General features: G+C 51.6%; 21 protein-coding genes. 7 read left to right on the forward strand and 14 right to left on the reverse strand.

The window, feature by feature from the left end:
* Window positions 1-230: 230 nt before the first annotated feature.
* Window positions 231-3,344, reverse strand: a complete 3,114-nt coding sequence (locus HV352_RS02135) for an efflux RND transporter permease subunit (protein ID WP_016157598.1) — start codon at window positions 3,342-3,344, stop codon at window positions 231-233.
* Between the two features lie 11 nt (window positions 3,345-3,355).
* The gene (locus HV352_RS02140) at window positions 3,356-4,519 is read right to left on the reverse strand and encodes an efflux RND transporter periplasmic adaptor subunit (protein WP_181635164.1); all 1,164 of its coding nucleotides are present in this window, start codon (window positions 4,517-4,519) and stop codon (window positions 3,356-3,358) included.
* A 413-nt stretch (window positions 4,520-4,932) separates the two neighbouring features.
* Here HV352_RS02140 and envR point away from each other — a divergent pair, with 413 nt between their 5' ends.
* A complete protein-coding gene (envR, locus tag HV352_RS02145) occupies window positions 4,933-5,595 on the forward strand; it encodes an acrEF/envCD operon transcriptional regulator (protein WP_016157596.1) in 663 nt (220 codons plus the stop codon).
* Window positions 5,596-5,635: 40 nt separating this feature from the next.
* On the opposite strand, the gene HV352_RS02150 is transcribed toward envR, so the two are convergent.
* From HV352_RS02150 to HV352_RS02205, 12 genes are all read right to left on the reverse strand, one after another.
* Window positions 5,636-5,800: a DUF2556 family protein gene (locus HV352_RS02150; protein ID WP_003025279.1), complete on the reverse strand. Its 165-nt coding sequence runs from the start codon at window positions 5,798-5,800 to the stop codon at window positions 5,636-5,638.
* 82 nt (window positions 5,801-5,882) lie between these two features.
* Window positions 5,883-6,767, reverse strand: a complete 885-nt coding sequence (yhdJ, locus tag HV352_RS02155) for an adenine-specific DNA-methyltransferase (protein ID WP_047413935.1) — start codon at window positions 6,765-6,767, stop codon at window positions 5,883-5,885.
* An 88-nt stretch (window positions 6,768-6,855) separates the two neighbouring features.
* On the reverse strand, window positions 6,856-7,152 hold the full coding sequence (gene fis, locus HV352_RS02160) for a DNA-binding transcriptional regulator Fis (RefSeq protein WP_000462905.1): 297 nt from the start codon (window positions 7,150-7,152) through the stop codon (window positions 6,856-6,858).
* A gap of 25 nt (window positions 7,153-7,177) precedes the next feature.
* Window positions 7,178-8,143 (reverse strand): tRNA dihydrouridine synthase DusB, encoded by a 966-nt coding sequence (gene dusB / locus HV352_RS02165; protein ID WP_003025224.1) that lies wholly within the window; start codon window positions 8,141-8,143, stop codon window positions 7,178-7,180.
* 360 nt (window positions 8,144-8,503) lie between these two features.
* A complete protein-coding gene (gene prmA / locus HV352_RS02170; RefSeq protein ID WP_181635165.1) occupies window positions 8,504-9,385 on the reverse strand; it encodes a 50S ribosomal protein L11 methyltransferase in 882 nt (293 codons plus the stop codon).
* Window positions 9,386-9,397: 12 nt separating this feature from the next.
* Entirely contained in the window at window positions 9,398-10,849 is a 1,452-nt protein-coding gene (gene panF, locus HV352_RS02175) for a sodium/pantothenate symporter (RefSeq protein WP_049268923.1), read from the reverse strand.
* The gene (locus HV352_RS02180) at window positions 10,839-11,081 is read right to left on the reverse strand and encodes a YhdT family protein (protein WP_016154721.1); all 243 of its coding nucleotides are present in this window, start codon (window positions 11,079-11,081) and stop codon (window positions 10,839-10,841) included. Before HV352_RS02180 ends, panF begins: the two co-directional genes overlap by 11 nt.
* Before the next feature lie 107 nt (window positions 11,082-11,188).
* Window positions 11,189-12,538: an acetyl-CoA carboxylase biotin carboxylase subunit gene (gene accC, locus HV352_RS02185; protein WP_003828838.1), complete on the reverse strand. Its 1,350-nt coding sequence runs from the start codon at window positions 12,536-12,538 to the stop codon at window positions 11,189-11,191.
* 10 nt (window positions 12,539-12,548) lie between these two features.
* Complete coding sequence (gene accB / locus HV352_RS02190) at window positions 12,549-13,019, reverse strand: acetyl-CoA carboxylase biotin carboxyl carrier protein (RefSeq protein ID WP_181635166.1); 471 nt, start codon at window positions 13,017-13,019, stop codon at window positions 12,549-12,551.
* A 392-nt stretch (window positions 13,020-13,411) separates the two neighbouring features.
* The gene (gene msrQ, locus HV352_RS02195; protein WP_016157592.1) at window positions 13,412-14,011 is read right to left on the reverse strand and encodes a protein-methionine-sulfoxide reductase heme-binding subunit MsrQ; all 600 of its coding nucleotides are present in this window, start codon (window positions 14,009-14,011) and stop codon (window positions 13,412-13,414) included.
* Window positions 14,012-15,016, reverse strand: coding sequence for a protein-methionine-sulfoxide reductase catalytic subunit MsrP (gene msrP, locus HV352_RS02200; RefSeq protein WP_046275076.1), 1,005 nt, complete (start codon window positions 15,014-15,016; stop codon window positions 14,012-14,014).
* A 119-nt stretch (window positions 15,017-15,135) separates the two neighbouring features.
* Window positions 15,136-16,110 carry an MDR family oxidoreductase gene (locus HV352_RS02205; RefSeq protein WP_047358541.1) on the reverse strand — a complete coding sequence of 325 codons (975 nt, stop codon included), beginning with the start codon at window positions 16,108-16,110 and terminating at the stop codon, window positions 15,136-15,138.
* A gap of 225 nt (window positions 16,111-16,335) precedes the next feature.
* Here HV352_RS02205 and csrD point away from each other — a divergent pair, with 225 nt between their 5' ends.
* The 6 genes from csrD (at window position 16,336) to rng (ending at window position 23,262) form a co-directional block, all read left to right on the forward strand.
* Window positions 16,336-18,276 carry an RNase E specificity factor CsrD gene (gene csrD, locus HV352_RS02210; protein ID WP_016154717.1) on the forward strand — a complete coding sequence of 647 codons (1,941 nt, stop codon included), beginning with the start codon at window positions 16,336-16,338 and terminating at the stop codon, window positions 18,274-18,276.
* Between the two features lie 306 nt (window positions 18,277-18,582).
* A complete protein-coding gene (mreB, locus tag HV352_RS02215; RefSeq protein ID WP_000913396.1) occupies window positions 18,583-19,626 on the forward strand; it encodes a rod shape-determining protein MreB in 1,044 nt (347 codons plus the stop codon).
* Window positions 19,627-19,690: 64 nt separating this feature from the next.
* Window positions 19,691-20,713: a rod shape-determining protein MreC gene (mreC, locus tag HV352_RS02220; protein ID WP_016154716.1), complete on the forward strand. Its 1,023-nt coding sequence runs from the start codon at window positions 19,691-19,693 to the stop codon at window positions 20,711-20,713.
* Window positions 20,714-21,202 (forward strand): rod shape-determining protein MreD, encoded by a 489-nt coding sequence (gene mreD, locus HV352_RS02225; protein ID WP_003025196.1) that lies wholly within the window; start codon window positions 20,714-20,716, stop codon window positions 21,200-21,202.
* Between the two features lie 7 nt (window positions 21,203-21,209).
* Window positions 21,210-21,803 carry a nucleoside triphosphate pyrophosphatase gene (locus HV352_RS02230; protein ID WP_016157589.1) on the forward strand — a complete coding sequence of 198 codons (594 nt, stop codon included), beginning with the start codon at window positions 21,210-21,212 and terminating at the stop codon, window positions 21,801-21,803.
* Window positions 21,793-23,262, forward strand: coding sequence for a ribonuclease G (rng, locus tag HV352_RS02235; protein ID WP_003828822.1), 1,470 nt, complete (start codon window positions 21,793-21,795; stop codon window positions 23,260-23,262). The genes HV352_RS02230 and rng overlap by 11 nt, the downstream gene beginning before the upstream one ends.
* The last annotated feature ends 103 nt before the right edge of the window (window positions 23,263-23,365 follow it).

Genomic DNA, 23,365 nt, shown 5'->3' on the forward strand with positions numbered 1-23,365 from the left:
CAAACGCTAAGCCATCTGCGAACTCGGCGATTATTTTACCACTTCTTAAAAAAATACTGACATGAGGAATAATCTCAATTCATGTGGATTGTAAAAATAATGGATAAAAAGAAAGGTGACTGGCGAGTTTTTCAGGAAGGGTTTATTAGAAATAAATGGCTATCTTATTAATAAATAAAGAGGGGCATCTTGGGTTAAAAAGGCGTCCTAAGACGCCTTTATTTTACAAATTAAACGTTGCGCCGACTAAAACGGCGTCTGACGACAACGAAGAAGACGGGGACGAAGAAGATTGCCAACAATGTCGCGGTCAGCATGCCTCCCATTACGCCTGTACCAACCGCATTCTGCGCCCCGCTACCTGCTCCGTGGCTGATAACCAGAGGCATAACCCCCAGAATAAACGCCAGAGATGTCATCAGGATTGGACGAAGACGCATGCGTGACGCCTCCAGTGTGGCTTCAATCAACCCTTTACCTTCTTTATCCATCAGGTCTTTGGCAAACTCCACGATAAGGATAGCGTTTTTGGCGGAAAGACCGATGGTAGTCAGCAGACCTACCTGGAAGTAAACGTCGTTATTCAGACCGCGTATGGACGCCGCCAGAAGCGCACCGACCACGCCGAGCGGTACAACCAACATGACTGAAAATGGAATAGACCAGCTCTCATACAATGCGGCGAGACACAGGAAGACGACGATTAACGAAATAGCGTATAACGCAGGTGCCTGATTGCCGGAGAGCCGTTCCTGATATGACATCCCCGTCCAGTCATAGCCGATACCGGTTGGCAGCTGTGCTGCCAGGTTTTCCATGAGCGCCATGGCTTCACCGGTGCTTCGACCCGGCGCGGCCTCTCCCAGTATTTCCATTGATGGCATACCGTTGTAACGCTCCAGGCGGGGTGAACCATAAATCCAATGCGACGAACTGAACGCAGAGAATGGCACCATTTCACCATTCCCACTACGTACGTAGAGATTGTTGATGTCGTTGGGTAACATACGGAACGGCGCGTCAGCCTGAACGTATACCTTTTTCACTCGGCCATGATCGATAAAATCGTTCACATAAGTGCCGCCAAGGGCCGTAGAAATCGTTTGGTTTATATCCGACAGACTTACGCCTAACGCCTGGGCTTTTTCCTGATCAATATCCAGCTTAAATTGCGGGGTATCTTCCAGACCGTTAGGGCGCACGCGCACCAGTAAATCTGGATGCTCTCTCACCATACCCAGCAACTGGTTCCGGGCTTTCGTCAGTTCTGTATGACCGAGGTTAGCCTGATCAATTAACTGAAAATCAAAGCCGGTCGCGGTACCCAGTTCAAGAATGGCAGGCATGTTGAACGGGAACACCAGTCCATCTTTAATCTGGCTGAACGCCCTGGTCGCACGTTCGACGATAGCCGTCACGCCGTTTTCATCGCCCGAACGCTCTTCCCATGGTTTGAGGCTAATAAAGACGATACCGGAGTTCTGTCCCTGGCCGCTAAAGCTGAATCCATTAACGGTGAATACCGATTTTACGTTAGCTTTTTCCTGGTTCAGGTAGTAATTCTGAATCTGATCCAGCACCTGCTGTGTGCGCGTCTGTGTCGCACCGGCAGGAAGTTGTACCATTGTCATAAAGACCCCCTGATCCTCTTCGGGCAAGAAGGAGGTAGGGAGGCGTAAAAACAGAACAGCCATTCCGCCGACGATAAGAACATATAGCAACAAGTAGCGTCCGGTTTTGCGCAGAATACCGCTGATACTATTGCTGTAATGCCCGACGCTTTTATCGAACAGGGCGTTAAACCATCCGAAAAAACCGCCTTTCTTTTCAACATGTCCGGCGGAAACGGGTTTTAGCAGCGTTGCACAAAGCGCTGGCGTAAGAATGAGGGCGACCAGAACAGAAAGCGCCATCGCTGAAACAATGGTCAGAGAGAACTGGCGGTAAATGGCGCCGGTCGAGCCGCCAAAGAACGCCATGGGGATAAATACCGCCGAGAGCACCATCGCGATCCCGACCAGCGCGCCCTGGATCTGGACCATGGATTTCTGCGTCGCCTCTTTGGGCGGCAGTTTCTCTTCCGCCATGACGCGTTCGACATTTTCTACTACCACGATGGCGTCATCGACCAGCAGGCCGATGGCCAGCACCATTCCGAACATCGTTAGCGTATTGATGGAGAATCCGAATGCTGCGAGGATCGCGAATGTACCCAACAGCACGACAGGCACTGCGATAGTTGGAATCAGCGTGGCGCGCAGATTTTGCAGGAACAGGTACATCACCAGGAAGACGAGGATGATGGCTTCAAACAGCGTTTTCACCACCTCGTTAATCGAGATTTTTACAAATGGTGTAGTGTCATAGGGGTAAACCACTTGCAAACCTTGCGGAAAGAAAGGTTGTAACTCAGCCAGCTTTGCTTTGACGCCTGCAGCAGTATCCAGCGCGTTTGCACCGGTCGCCAGCTTAATGCCCAGACCTGTTGCGGGCTGACCATTAATTTTCGTCACCATGTTATAGTTTTCGCCGCCGAGTTCGATGCGGGCTACATCTCTGAGGTGAACCATTGAGCCATCCTGGCCCACCTTCAGCGTTATGCGGCCAAACTCTTCCGGCGTTTTCAGGCGTGTCTGAGCAATAATGGAGGCATTAAGTTGTTGACCCTGGACGGATGGTGCGCCTCCCAGTTGGCCTGCGGCAATCTGATTGTTTTGCGTTCTCAGTTGATTGATAACGTCCAGAGGAGTCAACTGATATTTGTTCATTGCGTTGCTGTCGAGCCAGATGCGCATTGCGTACTGTGCACCAAACATCTGGACATCGCCGACACCGGCTGTTCGGCTTATTGCGTCTTTAACGTTAGACGCCACATAGTCGGAAATATCATCCTGCGTCAGATTGTTATTATCGGAGACAAAACCCGCCACCATCAGGAAACCGCTACTGGATTTCTCGACGCTGATTCCCTGCTGCTGTACTTCCTGAGGCAGTAAGGGCATCGCTAACTGTAATTTGTTTTGCACCTGGACCTGTGCGATATCCGGGTCAGTACCCGACTCGAAAGTCAGAGTAATGGTGACGCTCCCGGAGGAATCGCTGGTGGAGGACATATACATCAGGTTATCGATACCGTTCATATTCTGTTCGATAACCTGCGTAACCGTGTCTTGTACCGTCTGCGCATCCGCACCTGGGTAGGTGGCAGAAATAGCGACCGCAGGAGGTGCAATGGTCGGATACTGTGCAACGGGCAGTTGCATGATTGCCAGAGCCCCTGCCATCATCAGAATGATGGCCAGAACCCAGGCAAAAATAGGGCGATTGATAAAAAAGTTAGCCATGTCCGGTTACCTTATTGCGCAGTTTTTGCGGCTGGAGTTTCGGTATCGGTGGTTGCTTTAACCTTTACGCCGGGACGCGCTTTCTGCAATCCGCTGACGATAACCTTATCGCCAGGCTGTAAGCCCTCGCTGATTAACCACTTATCACCTATCGCCTGAGTGGCAACGACGGTGCGAGCCTCGACCTGACTCTTGTCATTGACAACCATCACCGTTGCATCGCCGCGTGGCGTACGCGTTACCCCTTGTTGGGGAACGAGAATGGCATTCGGCTGGACGCCTTCATCAATACGAGCACGCACAAACATGCCCGGCAGCAGCGTGTGCTGTGGGTTAGGGAATACGGCCCTGAGGGTGATGGATCCGGTACTTTCATCAACGGTGACATCAGAGAACTGCAACGCACCTTTCAGCGGGTACGACTGACCATTTTCCATCACCAGTTCGACGGTACTGCTGGCGCTGTCTTTATGCAGGCTCCCTTGCTTAACGGACTGTTTGAGGCGCATAAAGTCATTACTGGACTGTGTTACGTCGACGTAAATAGGATCAAGTTGTTGCACGGTAGCAAGCTCAGTTGCCTGGCCATTCGTGACTAATGCGCCTTCGGTGACGTTAGATTTACCGATACGTCCGCTAATGGGCGATGTCACTTTGGTGTAGGCCAGGTTGATACGAGCGCTTTCGACCGCCGCTTTTGCCGCGATAACGGAGGCATCGGCCTGGCGAGCATCAGCAATGGCCTGATCGTACTCTTGCTGGCTGATGTACTTAGTGCCAACCAGCGGGACATAACGTTTTACCGTTAAATGTGCGATAGCTGCTGCCGCTTCACTCTTTGCCAGTTCGCCTTTGGCGCTGTCGTAGTCGGCCTGGTAAGTCGCGGGATCGATCTGATAAAGCGACTGACCGGCTTCAACATCGCTTCCCTCGGTGAAATTCCGTTTAAGTACAATCCCGCTGACCTGAGGACGGACTTCAGCAATACGAAATGCTGTTGTGCGCCCTGGTAATTCGGTCGTCACGGCTAAAGGCGCCTTTTCGACGACATGGACAGTCACCTGCGGCTCTGCGGGGTGAGCTTGTGTTTCTCCCTGATCGTTACAACCGGCGAGTAATACAGCGGACATGATGATGAATGAGGGCAGGAGTGAAAACCTGGCATTTTTCGTCATTTCTATTCCTTAAAAAACCGAACGCTCGTTATTAACCGGGTAACGCAGAGGCGATAACGCGCACAAGTAAAAATAATGGTTGGCTATCCTACAAATTATTAGCTTGCGATGTAAGTAATACTTATTTATGGGCGCGATACACGGCACGTAAAAACAAAAAAGGATTAATCTTCGGTTGTTTCATTATGGTTTTAATAGTAATGCTATGATGCGCATAAACACATATTGAAATAAGTATTTGGTTGGTGAATATATTTGTGGTTGTTATTTGTTTTGTTTATTCGTGTGCAATGTCCATAATTAACTGTTTTAGAACTCGTCTAAATAAACGCTAAGTGATACATTTGTTCCGTTTAGCAAATATTAGATAAGAAAGTTAATCATTCTCTACCTTACCTCAGACAGTCGAAACCATGGCCAGAAAAACGAAAGCTGATGCCCTCAAAACACGACAGCACCTGATAGAAACAGCGATTATGCAGTTTGCCGTGCGTGGTGTTAGCAATACGACGTTAAACGACATTGCGGATGCCGCCAGCGTGACGCGGGGGGCGCTCTATTGGCATTTTGAAAATAAGACGCAATTGTTCAATGCGCTATGGTTACAACAACCTTCATTACGCGATCTTATTCAGGATAAGCTTATTGGTCGTTGGGGGGATAATCCTTTACAGCGACTGCGTGAAAAGTTTGTGGTGGGATTGCAATATATTGCACAGAATCCTCGCCAGCAGGCATTAATGCAAATTTTATATCATAAATGTGAATTTCATAACGATATGATATCAGAACAGACCATTCGCGATAAAATAGGTCTCAGTCATCAAAGCATTCGTGATTCACTGCAAAAGTGCGTGGATGAAAATCTGATTGCTACCAGTCTGGATTTAGATGTCATCATCATTATTCTGCACGGTAGCTTTAGCGGAATAATAAAAAACTGGTTAATGAATCCAGTGAGTTATGATTTGTATGGGCAAGCACCAGTATTAGTTGATAACGTATTAAAAATGTTAAGCCCAGATGGCTGTGTAATGCAATTAATGCAGAGTGAAAATCAGCCAGGGGAGTTTTAGCCGCCAAGGCCTGACGGCTGTCGATGTATTTTTCGTCGTGCTATTCGAGGTCGACGCAGTTGACCAGCTTGAGGGGGTTTACAGAATTCATATTCCGGCACTTATCGTGCTCCGTTGTCATCAGCTCTATCCACTGAATGAGCAGCGCATCAAAGAGAAAAACGAAGACCGCAAAAACAACCAGCCACCAATACTTGCGAATCATTACCAAACCCTGTGTATTCATGCCCAAGCGTGCAGGGAATATACACGAAATCTGCAAGCTGAAAAGCAGACTTACAATGCCTTTACTTTGCTGAAAGATCGCCGCTCTTTGCTGTTAATCGACTCTTTTTAGACAGATTTTTTGTCTTCCGCTTTTTCACCTTTGCAAGTTCATTCTCTGAAAAATGCGAACCAATGCTCATTCTTCTGAGCCCCATTTTTACGTACTCGGCATTGATTTCAATCCCGACAAACTTGCGACCTAATTCCACGGCAGTGGCACCGGTCGTGAAGCTACCGGCAAACGGATCCAGCACGCTGTCATCTGGACTGGAGGAAGCCAGAATGATGCGTTCAAGGAGGGCTTTGGGTTTTTGAGTCGGGTGATTTTCGTATTCGTCCATCAGATAACGAACGCGTGGAAACTCCCAGACATTGCCTGGTACTTTTTTCTGGTTGTAAGGTTGGGGCGGGTTCTTTCTGTAGTCTATCAGTGCACGTTTAGCGCCCGTTTTGGCTTCAACCAAAATATCATCACGATTAAACGTGTAGTTTTTCTGATCTTTTACCATCATCAGAAGCGGTTCATACATCGAACCAAAGTGATTTTTGGCCTGCACCCCGGAGCTATCGTATGACCACACGATACGGCTCTTGATGGTAAAGAGCTGGCGGCATTTGAGATCGATGTACGGCATGTTCTCCGTACTGTTCATGATGTACATGGTGCCGTGTGGTTTGAGAATGCGATGGCACTCGTCAATGCACTCAAACAGCCATGCCAAAAATGCCTCTTCGTCCCAGGATTCCACCATCCCGTCAAAGTCTTTACCGATGTTATAAGGTGGGTCGGCGAAAATGAGATCGACGCTTTCTGACGGCAGCTTTTTCAGTTCGGTCAGAGCATCACCCAGGATTATCTTTTTAGATTCATCGCCAAAATAGACAGGTTCACATCTTGCGTTCATCGCCAAAGCCTCCCGTGTGACGTTAATAAAAAAGGCGCTTCCCCATGCCGAGTAGCGCCTTTTAAAACAAACATTTCGCTGATTAGTATCAGTTCATGCCGTATTTTTTCAGTTTTTTACGCAGCGTACCACGGTTGATGCCCATCATCAGGGCAGCACGGGTCTGGTTACCGCGGGTGTATTGCATCACCATGTCCAACAGGGGCTGTTCTACTTCAGCCAGTACCAGCTCATAGAGATCGTTAACATCCTGACCATTCAATTGAGCAAAATAGTTCTTCAGTGCCTGTTTAACCGAGTCACGCAGGGGCTTTTGAGTTACCTGATCCTGAGAGTTAACGGTAGAAACGGTCAGTACGTCAGAATTTACGCGTTGTTCGAACATAGTTCTGTCAGCTCTTTATTTCTGTTTACGCAAAATTTTCGAAGTATGCCTCCAACGCCGCCAGCTGTTCGCTGGAATCTTCAATGGCGTTGAATGTGCGCCGAAACTGGTCATCCGGAGCGTGTTCCTGGAGATACCAGGATACGTGTTTACGCGCAATTCGGTACCCTTTTGCCTGACCATAAAAGTCGTGCAGTTCCCGAACGTGCGCACAAAGCAAGCGCTTCACCTCTGCCAGAGGCAGCGGGGGCAGCAGCTCCCCAGTGTCCAGATAATGCTGGATTTCCCGAAAGATCCAGGGTCTTCCCTGAGCTGCACGTCCTATCATCAGGGCATCCGCCCCCGTATAGTCGAGTACAGCTCTGGCTTTATGCGGGTCAGTAATGTCGCCATTCGCGATAATCGGAATGGAAACTTTCTGCTTAACTGCCCGAATACTGTCGTACTCAGCATCTCCATTGAACAAACAGGCGCGGGTGCGTCCATGAATGGTCAGAGCCTGAATGCCACAGTCTTCAGCCAGTTGGGCAATCTCTACGCAGTTACGGTGTTCCGGAGCCCAGCCGGTGCGAATCTTGAGTGTGACAGGAACGTCCACTGCATTGACGACCTCGGTTAGTATTGATTTCACTAGATCCGGGTACTGCAAGAGGGCTGAACCTGCGAGCTTGCGATTCACTTTTTTAGCCGGACACCCCATATTGATATCAATAATCTGGGCGCCGCTTTCCACGTTAATACGTGCGGCATCGGCCATCTCAACAGGGTCGCTACCGGCAATTTGCACCGTGCGAATTCCTGGCTCATCAACGTGCACCATCCGTAAACGAGACTTGTCACTTTCCCAAACCTGCGGGTTAGAAGACATCATCTCGGATACCGTCAATCCTGCTCCCATCTCATAGCACAGCGTCCTGAATGGTCTGTCAGTGATGCCAGCCATAGGTGCTGCGATCAGGCGATTTCTGAGCTGGTATTGTCCGATGCGCATGAGTTAAGAAATGACCATACTGTGACTGCAAGGCGGCGTATATTACGCATTTTTCGCACGAGATGAAAGGCCAAACTTTGACCAATCCACTGAGGTGGATCAATGAATTGCTGGTTAAGTACACAGTTTCAAATTAAAATCTTTAATAATCAGTTTGATACGTGGTTGTGCTAATTTTTCATCCGTTTATAAATTCCGAAAACTTCTCTTTTTTTATTACGGCCAGCCTCAGGTTATCAGGATAAAAAGCTGTTTTTGTGAGCAAATAGTGGCTTTGTAATGCGATCTCGCTCTCATTTCCGCAAATCCTTTTGCGAAAAAAAGAGCGATTATTGCGTTACCAACGGTAACGAGAGGGGATTATTTTTTCTGACCGGTAATGCGGCACCACTCTTCTTTCTCGATAACCGGATCGAGCGTAAAGAGTTCGGCATAGGCCTCACAGACTCTTTCCGCCTGGCTGGCAAGAATGCCAGAAAGACCCAGTAAACCGCCCTCAACGGGCAGTACGCTGATTAACGGTGCCAGTTCACGTAATGGGCCTGCGAGGATGTTTGCGACCACCACGTCGGCTTTCATCGCCTCTGGCTGGTCTTTCGGCAGATAAAGCTCCAGACGCTCAGAAACGCCATTACGCTGGGCGTTATCACGGCTGGCCTGAATTGCTTGCGGATCGATGTCTACGCCGATGGCTTTTGCCGCACCCAGCTTCAGTGCCGCAATGGCAAGAATGCCGGAGCCGCAGCCAAAGTCGATAACCGTTTTGCCGTTAAGATCGAGACCGTCCAGCCATTGCAGGCATAGGGAGGTGGTGGGGTGAGTGCCGGTACCAAACGCCAGACCCGGGTCCAGCATCACGTTGACGGCATTCTCATCTGGGACATCGCGCCAGCTTGGGCAAATCCACAAACGTTCACCAAAGCGCATCGGGTGGAAGTTATCCATCCATTCGCGTTCCCAGTCTTTGTCTTCGAGCTGTTCGATTTTATGCGCGAAGCCTGCACCCAGCAGCGGATGCTGCTCCAGGATGGCAACCACTTCTTTCATGTCGGTTTCTGCATCGAACAAGCCGATAACGTCGGTATCTCCCCACAGGCGAGTCTCGCCCGGCAGAGGCTCAAATACCGGCGTATCATGCGTGTCCTGGAAAGTAATGGAAACGGAGCCCGCTTCCATCAGCGCATCGCTCAACTCTTCAGCGTTGGCACCGGTCGTGTTCAGTTTCAGTTGGATCCATGGCATGGCAAAACTCTTTTATTTATCAGTAGTCAATATGGCGGCTTGCGGGACGGCAGAACCGAAACGGTTGCCGATCAGGAAAGCCAGCAAGCTTATCAGTAACGCGGGCACAATCGGGTGGAAACCCAGGTACTGAATGTTAAATGTAGCGAGTACTGCATAAAGAACGCCGCCGATAATCATCGCGCTCAAAGCGCCCGCCGCGTTTGCCCGCTCCCAGTACAGGCCCAGTACCAGCGGCCACAGGAAGACAGCTTCCAGCCCGCCAAACGCCAGCAGGTTAAGCCAGATAATCATTTCTGGTGGTTTCCAGGCAGCTAGTAGCAGTAACGCGCCGAGCAACAGGGTAATCACTGCCGACATGCGCTTCAGCCGGGTTTCGTTTTTCAGCTGTTCCGGACGCAGGTTCAGGTACAGATCCTTAATGATCGTAGCGGAACTTTGCAGCAATTGGGCATTGATCGTCGACATGATCGCGGCCATGGGGGCCGCGAGGAAGATCCCAGCAGCTACCGGCGGCAACACTTTGACCATCAGCGTAGGGATAACCAGATCCGGCACTGTCAGATCAGGGATCACCGCACGCCCCAACGCACCTGCCAGATGCATACCAAACATCAGGATCGCCACTACGATGGTGCCGATGATAATGCCGCGGTGTACAGCTTTGCTGTCTTTATAAGATATGCAGCGTACTGCTGTATGCGGCAGCCCAATTACGCCAAAGCACACCAGTACCCAGAATGAGGTCATGAACGTGGGTGACAGAATGTCATCCGCGCCTTGCGGCGAGACCAGTTTAGGGTCGATAGTTTGCAGGGTTACCACCGCATTGCTGAGGCCACCGGCAGCATGAACGACGCCGACCAGCAGAACAATAGTACCAATCAGCATCACCATACCCTGCATGGTGTCGTTCAGTACGCTGGCGCGAAAACCGCCGAACGCCGTATACAATGCGATACTGACGCCAAAAATAAGCAGACCGGTTTCGTAAGGTATACCCGCAGCGGTTTCAAGCAAACGTGCGCCGCCAATAAACTGTACGGTCATTGCACCGACAAACGCGACCAGCAGGCTAAGGCTTGCCAGCCACACAAGCAGGCGACTCTGGTAGCGGGCAAACAGCATATCGTTGAGGGTAACGGCATTATAACGGCGCGCCAGAATCGCGAATTTCTTACCAAGAATCCCCAAAGAAAGCCAAACGGCGGGCAACTGGATCATCGCCAGCAGCACCCATCCCAGCCCGTATTTGTAAGCGGCGCCAGGACCGCCAATAAACGAACTGGCGCTAATGTAGGTTGCCGTTAGCGTCATGGCTAATACGACCCCGCCCATCGAGCGGCTGCCGAGGAAATATTCATTCAGGAAAGTGCCGGTCGATCTCTTACGCATGGCGTAAACGGAAAGACCGAAGACCACCAACAGATAGGCGACCAGCGGCAAAATAACTTCAAGCTGCATCGTCATCCTCCAACGGAATGTCGCGATAGATAAACTTCACCATCGCCCAGCACAGCACGATGAAAACCAGCGGCGTTAGCAGGCAGGCCATTTCGAACCAGTGTGGTAAGCCGGTAAAACCGAGCGTGGAATCTGGTAAGTAAGCGGCCACTAACCATGTGGCAAGATATAAAAGGGTCAGCCACAGCGCCCAGCGCGCCTCTTTATGGGCCTGAACAAAACGAGCGTCCATTTTTTGTCCCTTGTGGATAAAGAAAGCGGGGATTGTACCTTATGGCACGTGCGGGAGGGGAGAAAAACAAAAGGCCGGAATTTCCGGCCTTTTCAGTTAACGCACGCTTACTTTTCCTGAAGTCCGAGTTTTTTCTCCAGATAGTGGATATTGGTTCCACCGTGCTGGAAATGCTCGTCATTCATGATGCGGATCTGCAGATCAACGTTGGTTTTGATACCGTCGATGATCAGTTCCTGCAACGCGTTTTTCATACGGGCGATTGCTACGTCGCGGTTTTCGCCATAGCAGATCAGCTTACCGATCATTGAGTCATAGTACGGAGGTACGGTGTAGCCTGCGTAAATATGAGACTCCCAGCGCACACCAAAGCCACCTGGCGCGTGGAAACGCGTGATTTTACCCGGGCTTGGCAGGAAGGTGTTCGGGTCTTCGGCGTTGATACGGCATTCTACCGCATGGCCTTTAACCACAACTTCATCCTGCTTGATGGACAGCGGTTGTCCCGCAGCGATGCGCAGCTGCTCTTTGATCAGGTCAACGCCGGTGATCATTTCGGTTACCGGGTGTTCAACCTGAATACGGGTGTTCATTTCAATGAAGTAGAACTCGCCGTTTTCGAACAGGAACTCGAAAGTACCTGCCCCGCGATAGCCGATATCAACGCACGCTTTGGCGCAACGCTCGCCGATGTAGCGACGCAGTTCCGGAGTAATGCCCGGTGCTGGTGCTTCTTCGACGACTTTCTGGTGACGACGCTGCATGGAGCAGTCACGTTCTGCCAGATAAATCGCGTTACCCTGACCGTCTGCCAGCACCTGAATTTCGATGTGGCGTGGGTTTTCCAGGTACTTCTCCATGTAAACCATGTCGTTGTTGAAAGCCGCTTTCGCTTCCGCTTTGGTCATGGAGATGGATTGTGCCAGTTCGGCATCGCTGCGCACGACGCGCATACCGCGACCGCCGCCGCCGCCGGAGGCTTTGATAATAACGGGATAACCGATGCGTTTAGCATGAGCGCGGTTAGCGTCCATGTCGTCGCCCAGCGGGCCGTCAGAGCCTGGGACTGTCGGTACGCCAGCTTTCTTCATCGCGGTAATTGCGGACACTTTGTCGCCCATCAGGCGGATGGTGTCGGCTTTCGGGCCGATGAAGATAAAGCCGGAACGTTCTACCTGTTCAGCAAAGTTGGCATTCTCAGAGAGGAAGCCATATCCCGGGTGAATTGCCACTGCGCCGGTGATTTCAGCAGCGCTAATGATAGCCGGGATGTTCAGATAGCTTTTTACGGACGGAGCCGGGCCAATACAGACCGTCTCATCCGCCAGCAATACGTGTTTTAAATCGCGATCCGCGCTTGAATGCACAGCGACAGTCTTGATGCCCAGCTCTTTACAGGCACGCAGAATACGCAGGGCGATCTCACCGCGGTTGGCGATAACAATTTTATCCAACATGTTCGCCTCGTTATTCGATGACGACCAGCGGCTCGTCAAATTCTACCGGTTGACCGCTTTCTACCAGAATCGCTTTCACTACGCCGGATTTGTCGGCTTCGATCTGGTTCATCATTTTCATGGCTTCAACGATGCACAGGGTATCGCCCGCATTCACTTTCTGGCCGATTTCGATGAACGCTTTCGCATCTGGGCTCGGGGTGCGGTAGAACGTACCAACCATTGGGGAGCGTACGATGTGACCACTGATTTCCGCTGCTGCCGGAGCTTCCATACTTGGAGAGGCAGTTTGTGCGACAGCGTTAGACAGAGCTGGCTGCTGCATCACTGGTGCAGCATAAGCCTGTTGCATCATTGGAAAACTTGCAGTTGGCGCCGCACGGCTGATGCGTACAGACTCTTCGCCTTCAGAAATTTCCAGTTCGGAGATGCCTGATTCTTCAACCAGCTCGATCAGTTTTTTAATCTTACGAATATCCATGAGTGGGTTCCGTACTCTTTGTTTAGTGAGATTGTGACAAGCGTTTTACCGCCGTCTGTATAGCATTTTTATAACAGTGAGTGACAAGATGCCACGCATCTCAGGCATTGCACTGGGTGCGGTTGCCATTAAGTGAGATTGCCAGACTTGTTAGTCATTGTGCGGCTATCTTCTGCCATTTTCGGGTAAAAGACAAAATATACCTTCAACATGCGAATGTCACCCTTTCAGCGCTCTAAAAACGCTACCGGGGATAGCAAAGTCGCACATTATAACTATTTCGTAGCAATTGGCAGCTAAATACTGGTCTTATCAGGGAAGATAATCAACCGTTAACATGTAAAGAAAATCGGATCGTCCACATTTTGTAACGCACTGCACATAACGTGAAACTACCGCCACCACTGGCGAAACTTCTTGTAACGGCAGGCTAACAACACCACAGCGAGTGCTGCATAAATAATCGGTTGAGGGGAGATAATTTTTACCGACCACAGATAATGTATGGGTGCCAGGATCGCCACAAGATAGACGAAGTTGTGCAAATACTGCCAATTTTTGCCCAGTTTTCGCTGAGCCGACTGGGTGGAGGTTAACGTGAGGGCGAATAATATGCCCCAACTGGCAATGCCCAGCATCAAATAAGGTCGCGTGATTAATTCCCGTCCTAACAGCGCCAGATTATGAATGCCCAGTTCCAGGAGTGCGTAGCTGGTTAAATGCAACGTTGCCCAGGCGAAACACCATAGCCCTAACAGGCGCCGTGTGCGTATCAATAATGGCTGTTTAGCGTAGCGCGCGAGGGGAGAGACCAGCAAGGTCGCCAGCAAGAATTTCAGAGCTGTCCTACCGGTAAAGTGCTGGATATCTTTGACCGGGTCTGCGCTCAGACCACCGTGATTCACCGCCCAAAATAGCCAGACAAACGGTAAAAAGCCGGCAAGATGCAGGCAAACTTTCAGTCCGGTAATGTGCTTTGCAGTCAGGCGCACTTAAAAATTCTCCTGCAGGTTAAGACCACGGTACAGCGAAGCGACCTCGTCGGCGTAACCGTTAAACAGCAGCGTGGGTTGGCGCTGAACGTCCAGAATACCGCCTGCGCCAATAAAACGCTCAGTGGCCTGGGACCAGCGCGGGTGATCGACATGCGGATTCACGTTGGCATAAAATCCATATTCATTGGGGGCGGCCAGGTTCCAGGTTGTCGGGGGGCGTTCGCGAGTTAGTTTAATACTCACGATCGACTTAATGCCTTTAAATCCGTATTTCCACGGCACAATTAAGCGAATGGGCGCGCCATTTTGTGGGGGAAGAGCTTTTCCATAAACCCCCACGGTAAGCAGAGTGAGTGGATGCATAGCTTCATCCAGACGCAGTCCTTCGATATAGGGATACTTGAGCCCGCCGCCAATAAAGCGATCTTTTTGTCCGGGCATTTCATCCGGTGCGTAGATCGTTTCGAAGGCGACATATTTTGCGTTGCTGGTGGGTTCAACCTGCGCCAGCAGTTTATGTAACGGAAAACCAATCCACGGCACGACCATTGACCAGGCTTCCACACAGCGCATCCGGTAAATCCGTTCTTCCAGTGGGAAACGGGCGGTCAGCGCATCGTGATCGAGGGTGAGTGGCTTTGCCACCTCACCACTGATTTTTAACGTCCACGGATCGGTTTTCAGACTGCCAGCATTGGCTGCCGGATCCGCTTTATCGAGACCGAACTCATAGAAGTTGTTGTAGCCAGAAACTTTATCCGCTGGCGTTAAAGGAAGCGAATTTTGCCAGGCGGCGGGTTTACTGAAATCAAGCGGCTTACCCGCGGGCGCGGGCGGGCGGTCATTCCCCTTAAACCAGCTAAGAAGGTCAGCCTGCGCAGAGAGGGGGAAAGACAACGCGGCGGCGCTGATTCCTAATGCTTTCAGTACCTGGCGGCGTTGCATAAAAAAAGCCGACTCGTCAGTGACGTCGGCTTCTGTAAATGGACGTAATTTCTTCATAACAGACTCCCGGCTTACGCGTCATAACTGACAGGGGACGCGTAGTTAATATGGCAGGGAGTCTGTAGATATGCCGCGAAATTTCGTTAATTAAGTGTAAATTTCTGCGCCAGAGCTTGTTACTTCACCTTCACCAGCGTACGACCTTGCACCTGGTTATTGATGATGGCATCGGCAAACTTCGGCGCATCCGCCAGCGTAATCTCCGTGGCGGCCTGAGCATAGAAAGAGTCCGGTAGATCCTTAACCAGACGCGCCCAGGCTTCTGCCCGGCGTGCCGGCGGGGTCATCACCGAGTCCACCCCTTGCAAACGAACGTTACGCAAAATGAATGGCATCACCGTCGTCGGCAGAGCGAAACCGCCAGCCAGGCCGCAGGCAGCAACGCAGCCACCGTAGTTCATCTGTGCCAGGACTTTTGCCAGAACTTTGTCGCCAACGGTATCAACCGCACCAGCCCACAGCTGTTTTTCCAACGGGCGAGATTCAGCAAATTCATCGCGGCTAAGGATACGGTTAGCGCCCAGGCTCTTCAGGTAGTCGTGAGTGCTTTCGCGACCCGAAACCGCCGCAACCTGATAACCCAGCTTATGCAGTAATGCCACGGCCGTGCTGCCCACGCCGCCGCTGGCGCCGGTGACGACAATCTCACCGTCTTGCGGGCGAATACCTGCATCTTCAAGCGCCATGACGCACAGCATGGCGGTAAAGCCAGCGGTACCGATGACCATGGCTTTACGTCCGTCCAGCCCTTGTGGCAGCGCAACCAGCCAGTCGCCTTTCACGCGTGCGCGTTCGGCCAGTCCACCCCAATGATTTTCACCCACGCCCCAGCCGGTCAGTAAAACTTCCTGACCTGCATGAAAACGGGGATCTTCGCTTGCGCGCACGGTACCGGCGAAATCGATACCAGGAATCATCGGAAAATTGCGAATGATTTTACCCTTGCCGGTGATAGCCAGGGCGTCTTTATAGTTCAGGCTTGACCAGTGGACATCCACCGTCACATCGCCTTCCGGTAGCTGATTTTCGTCGAGGGGTTGAACGGATGCGAGGGTTTTTCCGTCCTGCTGTTCTAAGATCAAAGCCTGCATAACCTGTCCTCAATTCGTATAGTGGATTGGAAAATTATTAATGAAGACTATACTCGCTAATCAAAACATGATGCCGATTCCGCGCAATAAATTGCCAGATATACCTAATTTGGTAGTATGCCCACACTGTTTGTATAAATGGACAGATTTTGCGTTCAGTTTTGCATTTTCGCGCCGCTTTATCACTTTCATGCCTGTTTCATAACTGTCGGAGTTAACACAAGGATGCGATTAACGACGAAATTTTCAGCTTTTGTGACGCTGCTTACAGGGTTAACGATCTTCGTTACTCTGATCGGCTGCTCGCTGAGTTTCTATAACGCGATTCAATATAAGTTCACCACCCGTGTTCAGGCGGTGGCGACGGCGATTGATACGCACCTTGTCTCCCGCGATGTCGTTGCGCTAACCCCGCAAATCGATGAACTGATGGTTTCGGTTGATATCGTGCGCGTCGAACTGCTACAGGGCGAACACGTGGTGTATGACCACTCCCGAACCAGCAGCTACCGCCCGGCGGGGACGAACAATCTGTATCGTGATGTTACCGTCCCGTTGGTCAAACACCCGGGCATGTCGCTGCGTCTGGTTTATCAGGATCCAATGGGCAACTATTTCCATTCGCTGATGACTACCGCGCCGCTCACGTTGGCGATTGCTTTCATTATACTGATGCTCTTTTTGTCTGTGCGCTGGCTTCAGCGTCAGCTTTCAGGTCAAGAGTTGCTGGAGATTCGTTCAACGCGCATTCTTAACGGCGAACGTGGACCTAACGTGCGGGGGACTGTTTATGAATGGCCTGCGCGTACCAGTAGCGCGCTCGATATGCTGCTGACCGAAATTCAAAGTGCCCGCGAGCAACGTAGCCGACTGGATACGCTGATTCGTTCCTATGTGGCGCAGGATACAAAAACCGGGCTAAGCAACCGCCTGTTCTTTGATAACCAACTGGCAACGCTGCTGGAAGATCAGGAAAAAGTGGGATCGCATGGCGTCGTGATGATGGTACGCCTGCCGGACTTTACGCTGCTGCGCGATAGCTGGGGAATTACCCTTGCTGAAGAACAAATTTCAACGCTAATCAATTTGTTGTCGACTTTTATGACGCGCTATCCGGGCGCGTTGCTGGCGCGCTACCACCGTAGCGATTTTGCCATCCTGTTGCCACACCGCACGCTGAAAGAGGCGGAAAGTATTGCCGGGCAATTATTAAAAGCGGTAGATGCGCTTCCGGCTAATAAAATGATCGACCGTGCCGATATGGTTCATATTGGCATTTGTGTTTGCCGCAGCGGTCAGTCGACGGAACAAGTGATGGATCACGCCGAAGCCGCCACGCGGAACTCGGTATTGCAGGGTGGGAACAGCTGGTCGGTCTATGATGACTCACTACCGGAAAAAGGTCGGGGTAACGTACGCTGGCGAACGCTGATCGAACAGATGCTCAGCCGGGGTGGACCCAGAATTTATCAAAAGCCTGCGGTAACCCGTGAAGGACGGGTGCACCACCGGGAGCTGATGTGCCGTATTTTTGATGGCAGCGAAGAGGTTATTTCGGCGGAATATATGCCGATGGTCCTGCAGTTTGGCCTGGCTGAAGAATATGACCGTCTGCAAATCAGCCGTCTGATCTTACTGTTGGGCTATTGGCCGCAGGAAAACCTGGCGATGCAGACAACGGTTGAATCGCTAATTCGCCCACGTTTTCAGCGCTGGCTACGTGATACGCTGATGCAGTGCGAAAAATCATTACGCAAACGCATAATTATTGAACTTGCTGAGGCAGATGTCTGTCAACATATCAGCCGGTTACAGCCCGTCATCAGATTGATGAATGCGCTGGGTGTGCGAATTGCCGTTACGCAGGCGGGTTTAACGCTGGTGAGCACCAGTTGGATCAAAGAGCTTAACGTTGAGTTATTGAAGCTGCATCCAAGCCTGGTGAGGAATATTGATAAGCGAACCGAAAACCAGCTCCTGGTGCAAAGCCTGGTGGAGGCTTGTTCTGGAACACCAACGCAGGTTTACGCCACGGGCGTTCGTTCGCGTAGCGAGTGGCATACGCTGACGGAACGCGGAGTTGCGGGTGGGCAAGGGGATTTTTTTGCCGCATCACAGCCACTTGACACTAACGTGAAAAAATATTCGCAAAGATACTCGGTTTAACCTGCCGTTTAATTCGTTTTCACGTAGAATAACGCGCGCTGTGCCTTCTGGGGGTGTGCTTGTCTGCTCGCCAGGTTGTAACAGCAAACATGCAGGTGAATGACCTTTGACAGGTTGCAAACAAAAGCGAGGAGTGCTGCTGATTTATTCAGCCCTGATGGACTCAGGCCGATTTTGTAACAAAGGAAACGAACTGCACTAATTTTCACCGTAGCAGATGATTTTTGCGCCTTGTCGCTGCTGCGTGTGGTTGGTAAAGTAAGCGGATTTTGTTTTCCGCCCCAGCTTTCAGGATTATCCCTTAGTATGTTGAAAAAATTTCGTGGCATGTTTTCCAATGACCTGTCCATTGACCTGGGTACCGCGAATACCCTTATTTATGTGAAAGGACAAGGCATCGTATTGAATGAGCCTTCTGTTGTGGCCATTCGTCAGGATCGTGCCGGCTCGCCAAAAAGCGTAGCCGCAGTGGGCCATGACGCGAAGCAGATGCTGGGTCGTACACCGGGCAATATCGCTGCCATTCGCCCAATGAAAGACGGCGTTATCGCTGACTTCTTCGTGACTGAAAAAATGCTCCAGCACTTTATCAAACAAGTGCACAGCAACAGCTTCATGCGCCCAAGCCCGCGCGTACTGGTATGTGTACCGGTTGGAGCAACTCAGGTTGAACGCCGCGCGATCCGTGAATCCGCTCAGGGCGCAGGCGCCCGTGAAGTATTCCTGATCGAAGAGCCGATGGCGGCTGCGATCGGGGCGGGTCTGCCAGTTTCTGAAGCAACCGGTTCTATGGTTGTGGATATCGGTGGTGGTACAACTGAAGTTGCCGTTATCTCCCTGAACGGCGTGGTTTACTCCTCTTCTGTACGTATTGGCGGTGACCGCTTCGACGAAGCCATCATTAATTATGTTCGTCGTAACTACGGTTCTCTGATCGGTGAAGCCACCGCAGAACGTATTAAACACGAAATCGGTTCCGCTTATCCGGGCGACGAAGTACGCGAGATCGAAGTTCGCGGCCGTAACCTGGCAGAGGGTGTTCCACGCGGCTTTACCCTGAACTCCAACGAGATTCTGGAAGCCCTGCAGGAACCGCTGACCGGTATCGTGAGCGCGGTGATGGTTGCACTGGAACAGTGTCCGCCAGAACTGGCGTCTGACATCTCCGAACGCGGCATGGTACTGACCGGTGGCGGTGCTCTGCTGCGTAACCTTGACCGTCTGTTAATGGAAGAAACCGGTATTCCAGTTGTTGTTGCTGAAGATCCGCTGACCTGCGTGGCGCGCGGTGGCGGCAAGGCGCTGGAAATGATCGATATGCACGGCGGCGACCTGTTCAGCGAAGAGTAATCGGATGCAGGTAGGGTAGCCCGCGGGTTGCCCTTCCGCTCTGATACGAGAATACGCATAGACTATGAAGCCAATTTTTAGCCGTGGCCCGTCGCTACAGATTCGCCTTATTCTGGCGGTGCTGGTGGCGCTCGGCGTTATTATTGCCGACAGCCGCCTGGGTACGTTTAGTCAAATCCGAACGTACATGGATACCGCCGTCAGTCCTTTCTACTTTATCTCAAATGGTCCTCGTGAATTACTCGACGGCGTTTCGCAAACGCTGGCTTCGCGTGACCAACTCGAACTTGAAAATCGGGCGTTGCGTCAGGAACTGCTGCTGAAAAACAGCGAGCTGCTGATGCTGGGGCAATATAAACAGGAGAACGCGCGTTTGCGTGAGCTGCTGGGATCGCCGCTGCGTCAGGACGAACAAAAGATGGTGACGCAGGTCATCTCAACGGTTAATGACCCTTACAGCGATCAGGTGGTGATCGACAAAGGGAGCGTTAATGGTGTCTACGAAGGTCAGCCGGTTATTAGCGACAAAGGCGTTGTGGGTCAGGTCGTAGCGGTGGCTAAACTGACCAGCCGCGTGCTGCTGATTTGCGATGCGACGCATGCTCTGCCCATTCAGGTACTGCGTAACGATATCCGCGTGATCGCTGCCGGTAACGGCTGCACCGACGATCTTCAGCTCGAACACCTGCCGGCCAACACCGACATTCGCGTTGGCGATGTGCTGGTTACCTCGGGTCTGGGGGGGCGTTTCCCTGAAGGCTATCCGGTTGGTGTTGTTTCTTCCGTTAAGCTGGACACTCAGCGCGCTTATACCGTGATTCAGGCACGCCCGACCGCGGGTCTGCAGCGTCTGCGTTATCTGCTGCTGTTGTGGGGCGCCGATCGTAACGGCGCAAATCCGATGACGCCAGAAGAAGTGCACCGCGTTGCCAATGAACGTCTGATGCAAATGATGCCGCAAGTTCTGCCTGCACCAGATGCCATGGGGCCGCCTGCGCCAGTGCCAGCTCCCGCCACAGGCGTGACTCCAGCGCCTGCGGGTACCACGCCGCCACAACCTGCTCCGCGTAAGCCGGGAGGACAGTAAGTGGCAAGCTATCGTAGCCAGGGACGTTGGGTGATTTGGCTCTCGTTCCTTATTGCACTGTTGCTGCAAGTCATGCCCTGGCCGGACGATATTCTGGTTTTCCGGCCAAACTGGGTACTGCTCATCTTGTTGTACTGGATCCTGGCGCTGCCGCATCGCGTAAATGTGGGCACGGGGTTTGTGGTGGGTGCCATACTGGATCTCATCAGCGGCTCCACGCTTGGCGTGCGCGCATTGTCGATGAGTATCATTGCTTATCTGGTCGCGCTGAAATTCCAACTATTCCGTAACCTCGCGCTCTGGCAACAGGCGCTGGTGGTCATGTTGTTATCACTGGTCGTGGATATTATTGTTTTCTGGGCCGAGTTTTTAGTGATCAATGTCTCTTTCAGACCCGAAGTGTTCTGGAGTAGTGTAGTGAATGGTGTGCTTTGGCCATGGCTATTCTTACTGATGCGTAAGGTCCGTCAGCAGTTTGCGGTGCAATAAGGTTGATATGAATACTCTGTATCTTGCTTCTGGTTCTCCACGTCGTCAGGAACTGCTCGCTCAGCTTGGTGTTACCTTTGAACGGCTGGTGCCTGGGATTGAAGAACAGCGACACCCGCAGGAGAGCGCGCAGCAGTATGTTTCGCGTCTGGCACGCGAAAAAGCGCAGGCTGGCGTGGCGCTGGCGCAGCGTGATTTGCCTGTATTGGGTGCGGATACCATTGTTATCCTTAATGGCGAAGTGCTGGAAAAACCACACGACGCCGCCCATGCCGCAGTAATGCTGCGCAAACTGTCGGGCAAAACGCATCAGGTCATGACCGCCGTGGCATTGGCCGACCGCCGGCACAGTCTGGACTGTCTGGTGGTGACGGAAGTGACGTTCAGAGCACTAACCGATGAGGACATCGCGGGCTATGTTGCCAGCGGTGAACCAATGGATAAAGCAGGTGCATACGGTATTCAAGGGTTGGGTGGCTGTTTTGTCAGGAAGATCAATGGCAGCTATCACGCCGTAGTCGGCTTACCGCTGGTAGAAACGTATGAGTTGCTGACCAATTTTAACGCACTGCGTGAGAAAAGGGATAAACATGACGGCTGAATTGTTGGTAAACGTAACGCCATCGGAAACTCGGGTGGCTTACATTGATGGCGGTATTCTGCAGGAAATTCATATTGAACGTGAGGCGCGACGCGGAATCGTAGGCAATATCTACAAAGGTCGTGTAAGTCGTGTACTTCCGGGTATGCAGGCGGCTTTTGTAGATATTGGACTGGATAAAGCCGCATTTCTTCACGCTTCAGACATCATGCCGCACACCGAATGCGTGGCGGGTGAAGAACAAAAACAGTTCACCGTGCGCGACATTTCTGAACTGGTGCGCCAGGGCCAGGATCTGATGGTGCAGGTAGTAAAAGATCCGTTGGGAACTAAGGGCGCACGCCTGACGACGGACATCACGCTTCCTTCCCGTTACCTCGTCTTTATGCCGGGTGCTTCGCACGTTGGCGTTTCCCAACGTATCGAAAGCGAAACCGAACGCGAACGCCTGAAAAAAGTGGTGGCGGATTACTGCGATGAACAGGGCGGATTCATCATTCGCACAGCGGCGGAAGGCGTCTGCGAGGAGGATCTAGCCTCGGATGCTGCCTACCTGAAGCGCGTCTGGACTAAAGTCATGGAGCGTAAAAAGCGCCCGCAAACGCGCTACCAGATGTACGGCGAACTGGCGCTGGCGCAGCGCGTGTTGCGTGATTTTGCGGATGCCCAGCTTGACCGGATCCGCGTTGACTCTCGTCTGACCTATGAAGCGTTGCTGGAGTTCACAGCGGAATATATCCCCGAGATGACCAGCAAGCTGGAACATTACAGCGGGCGCCAGCCCATTTTTGATCTCTTTGACGTTGAGAATGAAATCCAACGCGCGCTGGAACGCAAGGTTGAACTGAAATCCGGCGGCTATCTGATCATCGATCAAACTGAAGCAATGACCACCGTCGATATCAATACCGGAGCGTTTGTTGGGCATCGTAATCTCGACGACACTATCTTTAATACTAATATTGAAGCAACGCAGGCCATTGCTCGTCAGCTGCGTCTGCGTAACCTCGGCGGCATTATCATTATCGATTTTATCGACATGAATAATGAAGATCACCGTCGACGGGTGCTGCACTCTCTGGAACAGGCGCTGAGCAAGGATCGCGTAAAAACCAGCATCAACGGTTTTTCACAGCTGGGCCTGGTGGAGATGACGCGCAAACGCACGCGTGAAAGCGTGGAACATGTGCTGTGCAACGAGTGTCCGACCTGTCATGGGCGCGGTACGGTGAAAACCGTGGAAACTGTATGCTATGAAATCATGCGCGAAATCGTGCGGGTACACCATGCATATGACTCCGATCGTTTCCTGGTTTATGCATCTCCGGCAGTGGCTGAAACCCTGAAGGGGGAAGAGTCACATGCGTTGGCGGAAGTGGAAATCTTTGTCGGCAAACAGGTTAAAGTACAAGTCGAACCGCTGTATAACCAGGAGCAGTTCGACGTTGTCATGATGTAATCTGGCCTGGTAAACGCCCAATGGCGATACCTTGCAGGCCGGAGAAGGCGTTCACGCCGCCATCCGGCAAGACGGTTTTGTGAGTCACATTTTTTGGTAGACA

This window comes from Citrobacter sp. RHBSTW-01044, from assembly GCF_013781945.1.
Classification (GTDB): Bacteria; Pseudomonadota; Gammaproteobacteria; order Enterobacterales; family Enterobacteriaceae; genus Citrobacter; species Citrobacter braakii.

What these genes read in the sequence shown, in the direction of transcription:
- prmA (WP_181635165.1), bottom strand. Translation starts at nt 9,385, where the DNA reads ATGCCATGGATCCAACTGAAACTGAACACGACCGGTGCCAACGCTGAA.
- msrP (WP_046275076.1), bottom strand. Translation starts at nt 15,016, where the DNA reads ATGAAGAAATTACGTCCATTTACAGAAGCCGACGTCACTGACGAGTCG.
- panF (WP_049268923.1), bottom strand. Translation starts at nt 10,849, where the DNA reads ATGCAGCTTGAAGTTATTTTGCCGCTGGTCGCCTATCTGTTGGTGGTC.
- csrD (WP_016154717.1), top strand. Translation starts at nt 16,336, where the DNA reads ATGCGATTAACGACGAAATTTTCAGCTTTTGTGACGCTGCTTACAGGG.
- HV352_RS02135 (WP_016157598.1), bottom strand. Translation starts at nt 3,344, where the DNA reads ATGGCTAACTTTTTTATCAATCGCCCTATTTTTGCCTGGGTTCTGGCC.
- fis (WP_000462905.1), bottom strand. Translation starts at nt 7,152, where the DNA reads ATGTTCGAACAACGCGTAAATTCTGACGTACTGACCGTTTCTACCGTT.
- rng (WP_003828822.1), top strand. Translation starts at nt 21,793, where the DNA reads ATGACGGCTGAATTGTTGGTAAACGTAACGCCATCGGAAACTCGGGTG.
- mreC (WP_016154716.1), top strand. Translation starts at nt 19,691, where the DNA reads ATGAAGCCAATTTTTAGCCGTGGCCCGTCGCTACAGATTCGCCTTATT.
- accB (WP_181635166.1), bottom strand. Translation starts at nt 13,019, where the DNA reads ATGGATATTCGTAAGATTAAAAAACTGATCGAGCTGGTTGAAGAATCA.
- dusB (WP_003025224.1), bottom strand. Translation starts at nt 8,143, where the DNA reads ATGCGCATCGGACAATACCAGCTCAGAAATCGCCTGATCGCAGCACCT.
- mreB (WP_000913396.1), top strand. Translation starts at nt 18,583, where the DNA reads ATGTTGAAAAAATTTCGTGGCATGTTTTCCAATGACCTGTCCATTGAC.
- envR (WP_016157596.1), top strand. Translation starts at nt 4,933, where the DNA reads ATGGCCAGAAAAACGAAAGCTGATGCCCTCAAAACACGACAGCACCTG.
- HV352_RS02150 (WP_003025279.1), bottom strand. Translation starts at nt 5,800, where the DNA reads ATGATTCGCAAGTATTGGTGGCTGGTTGTTTTTGCGGTCTTCGTTTTT.
- HV352_RS02205 (WP_047358541.1), bottom strand. Translation starts at nt 16,110, where the DNA reads ATGCAGGCTTTGATCTTAGAACAGCAGGACGGAAAAACCCTCGCATCC.
- HV352_RS02140 (WP_181635164.1), bottom strand. Translation starts at nt 4,519, where the DNA reads ATGACGAAAAATGCCAGGTTTTCACTCCTGCCCTCATTCATCATCATG.
- HV352_RS02230 (WP_016157589.1), top strand. Translation starts at nt 21,210, where the DNA reads ATGAATACTCTGTATCTTGCTTCTGGTTCTCCACGTCGTCAGGAACTG.
- yhdJ (WP_047413935.1), bottom strand. Translation starts at nt 6,767, where the DNA reads ATGAACGCAAGATGTGAACCTGTCTATTTTGGCGATGAATCTAAAAAG.
- HV352_RS02180 (WP_016154721.1), bottom strand. Translation starts at nt 11,081, where the DNA reads ATGGACGCTCGTTTTGTTCAGGCCCATAAAGAGGCGCGCTGGGCGCTG.
- accC (WP_003828838.1), bottom strand. Translation starts at nt 12,538, where the DNA reads ATGTTGGATAAAATTGTTATCGCCAACCGCGGTGAGATCGCCCTGCGT.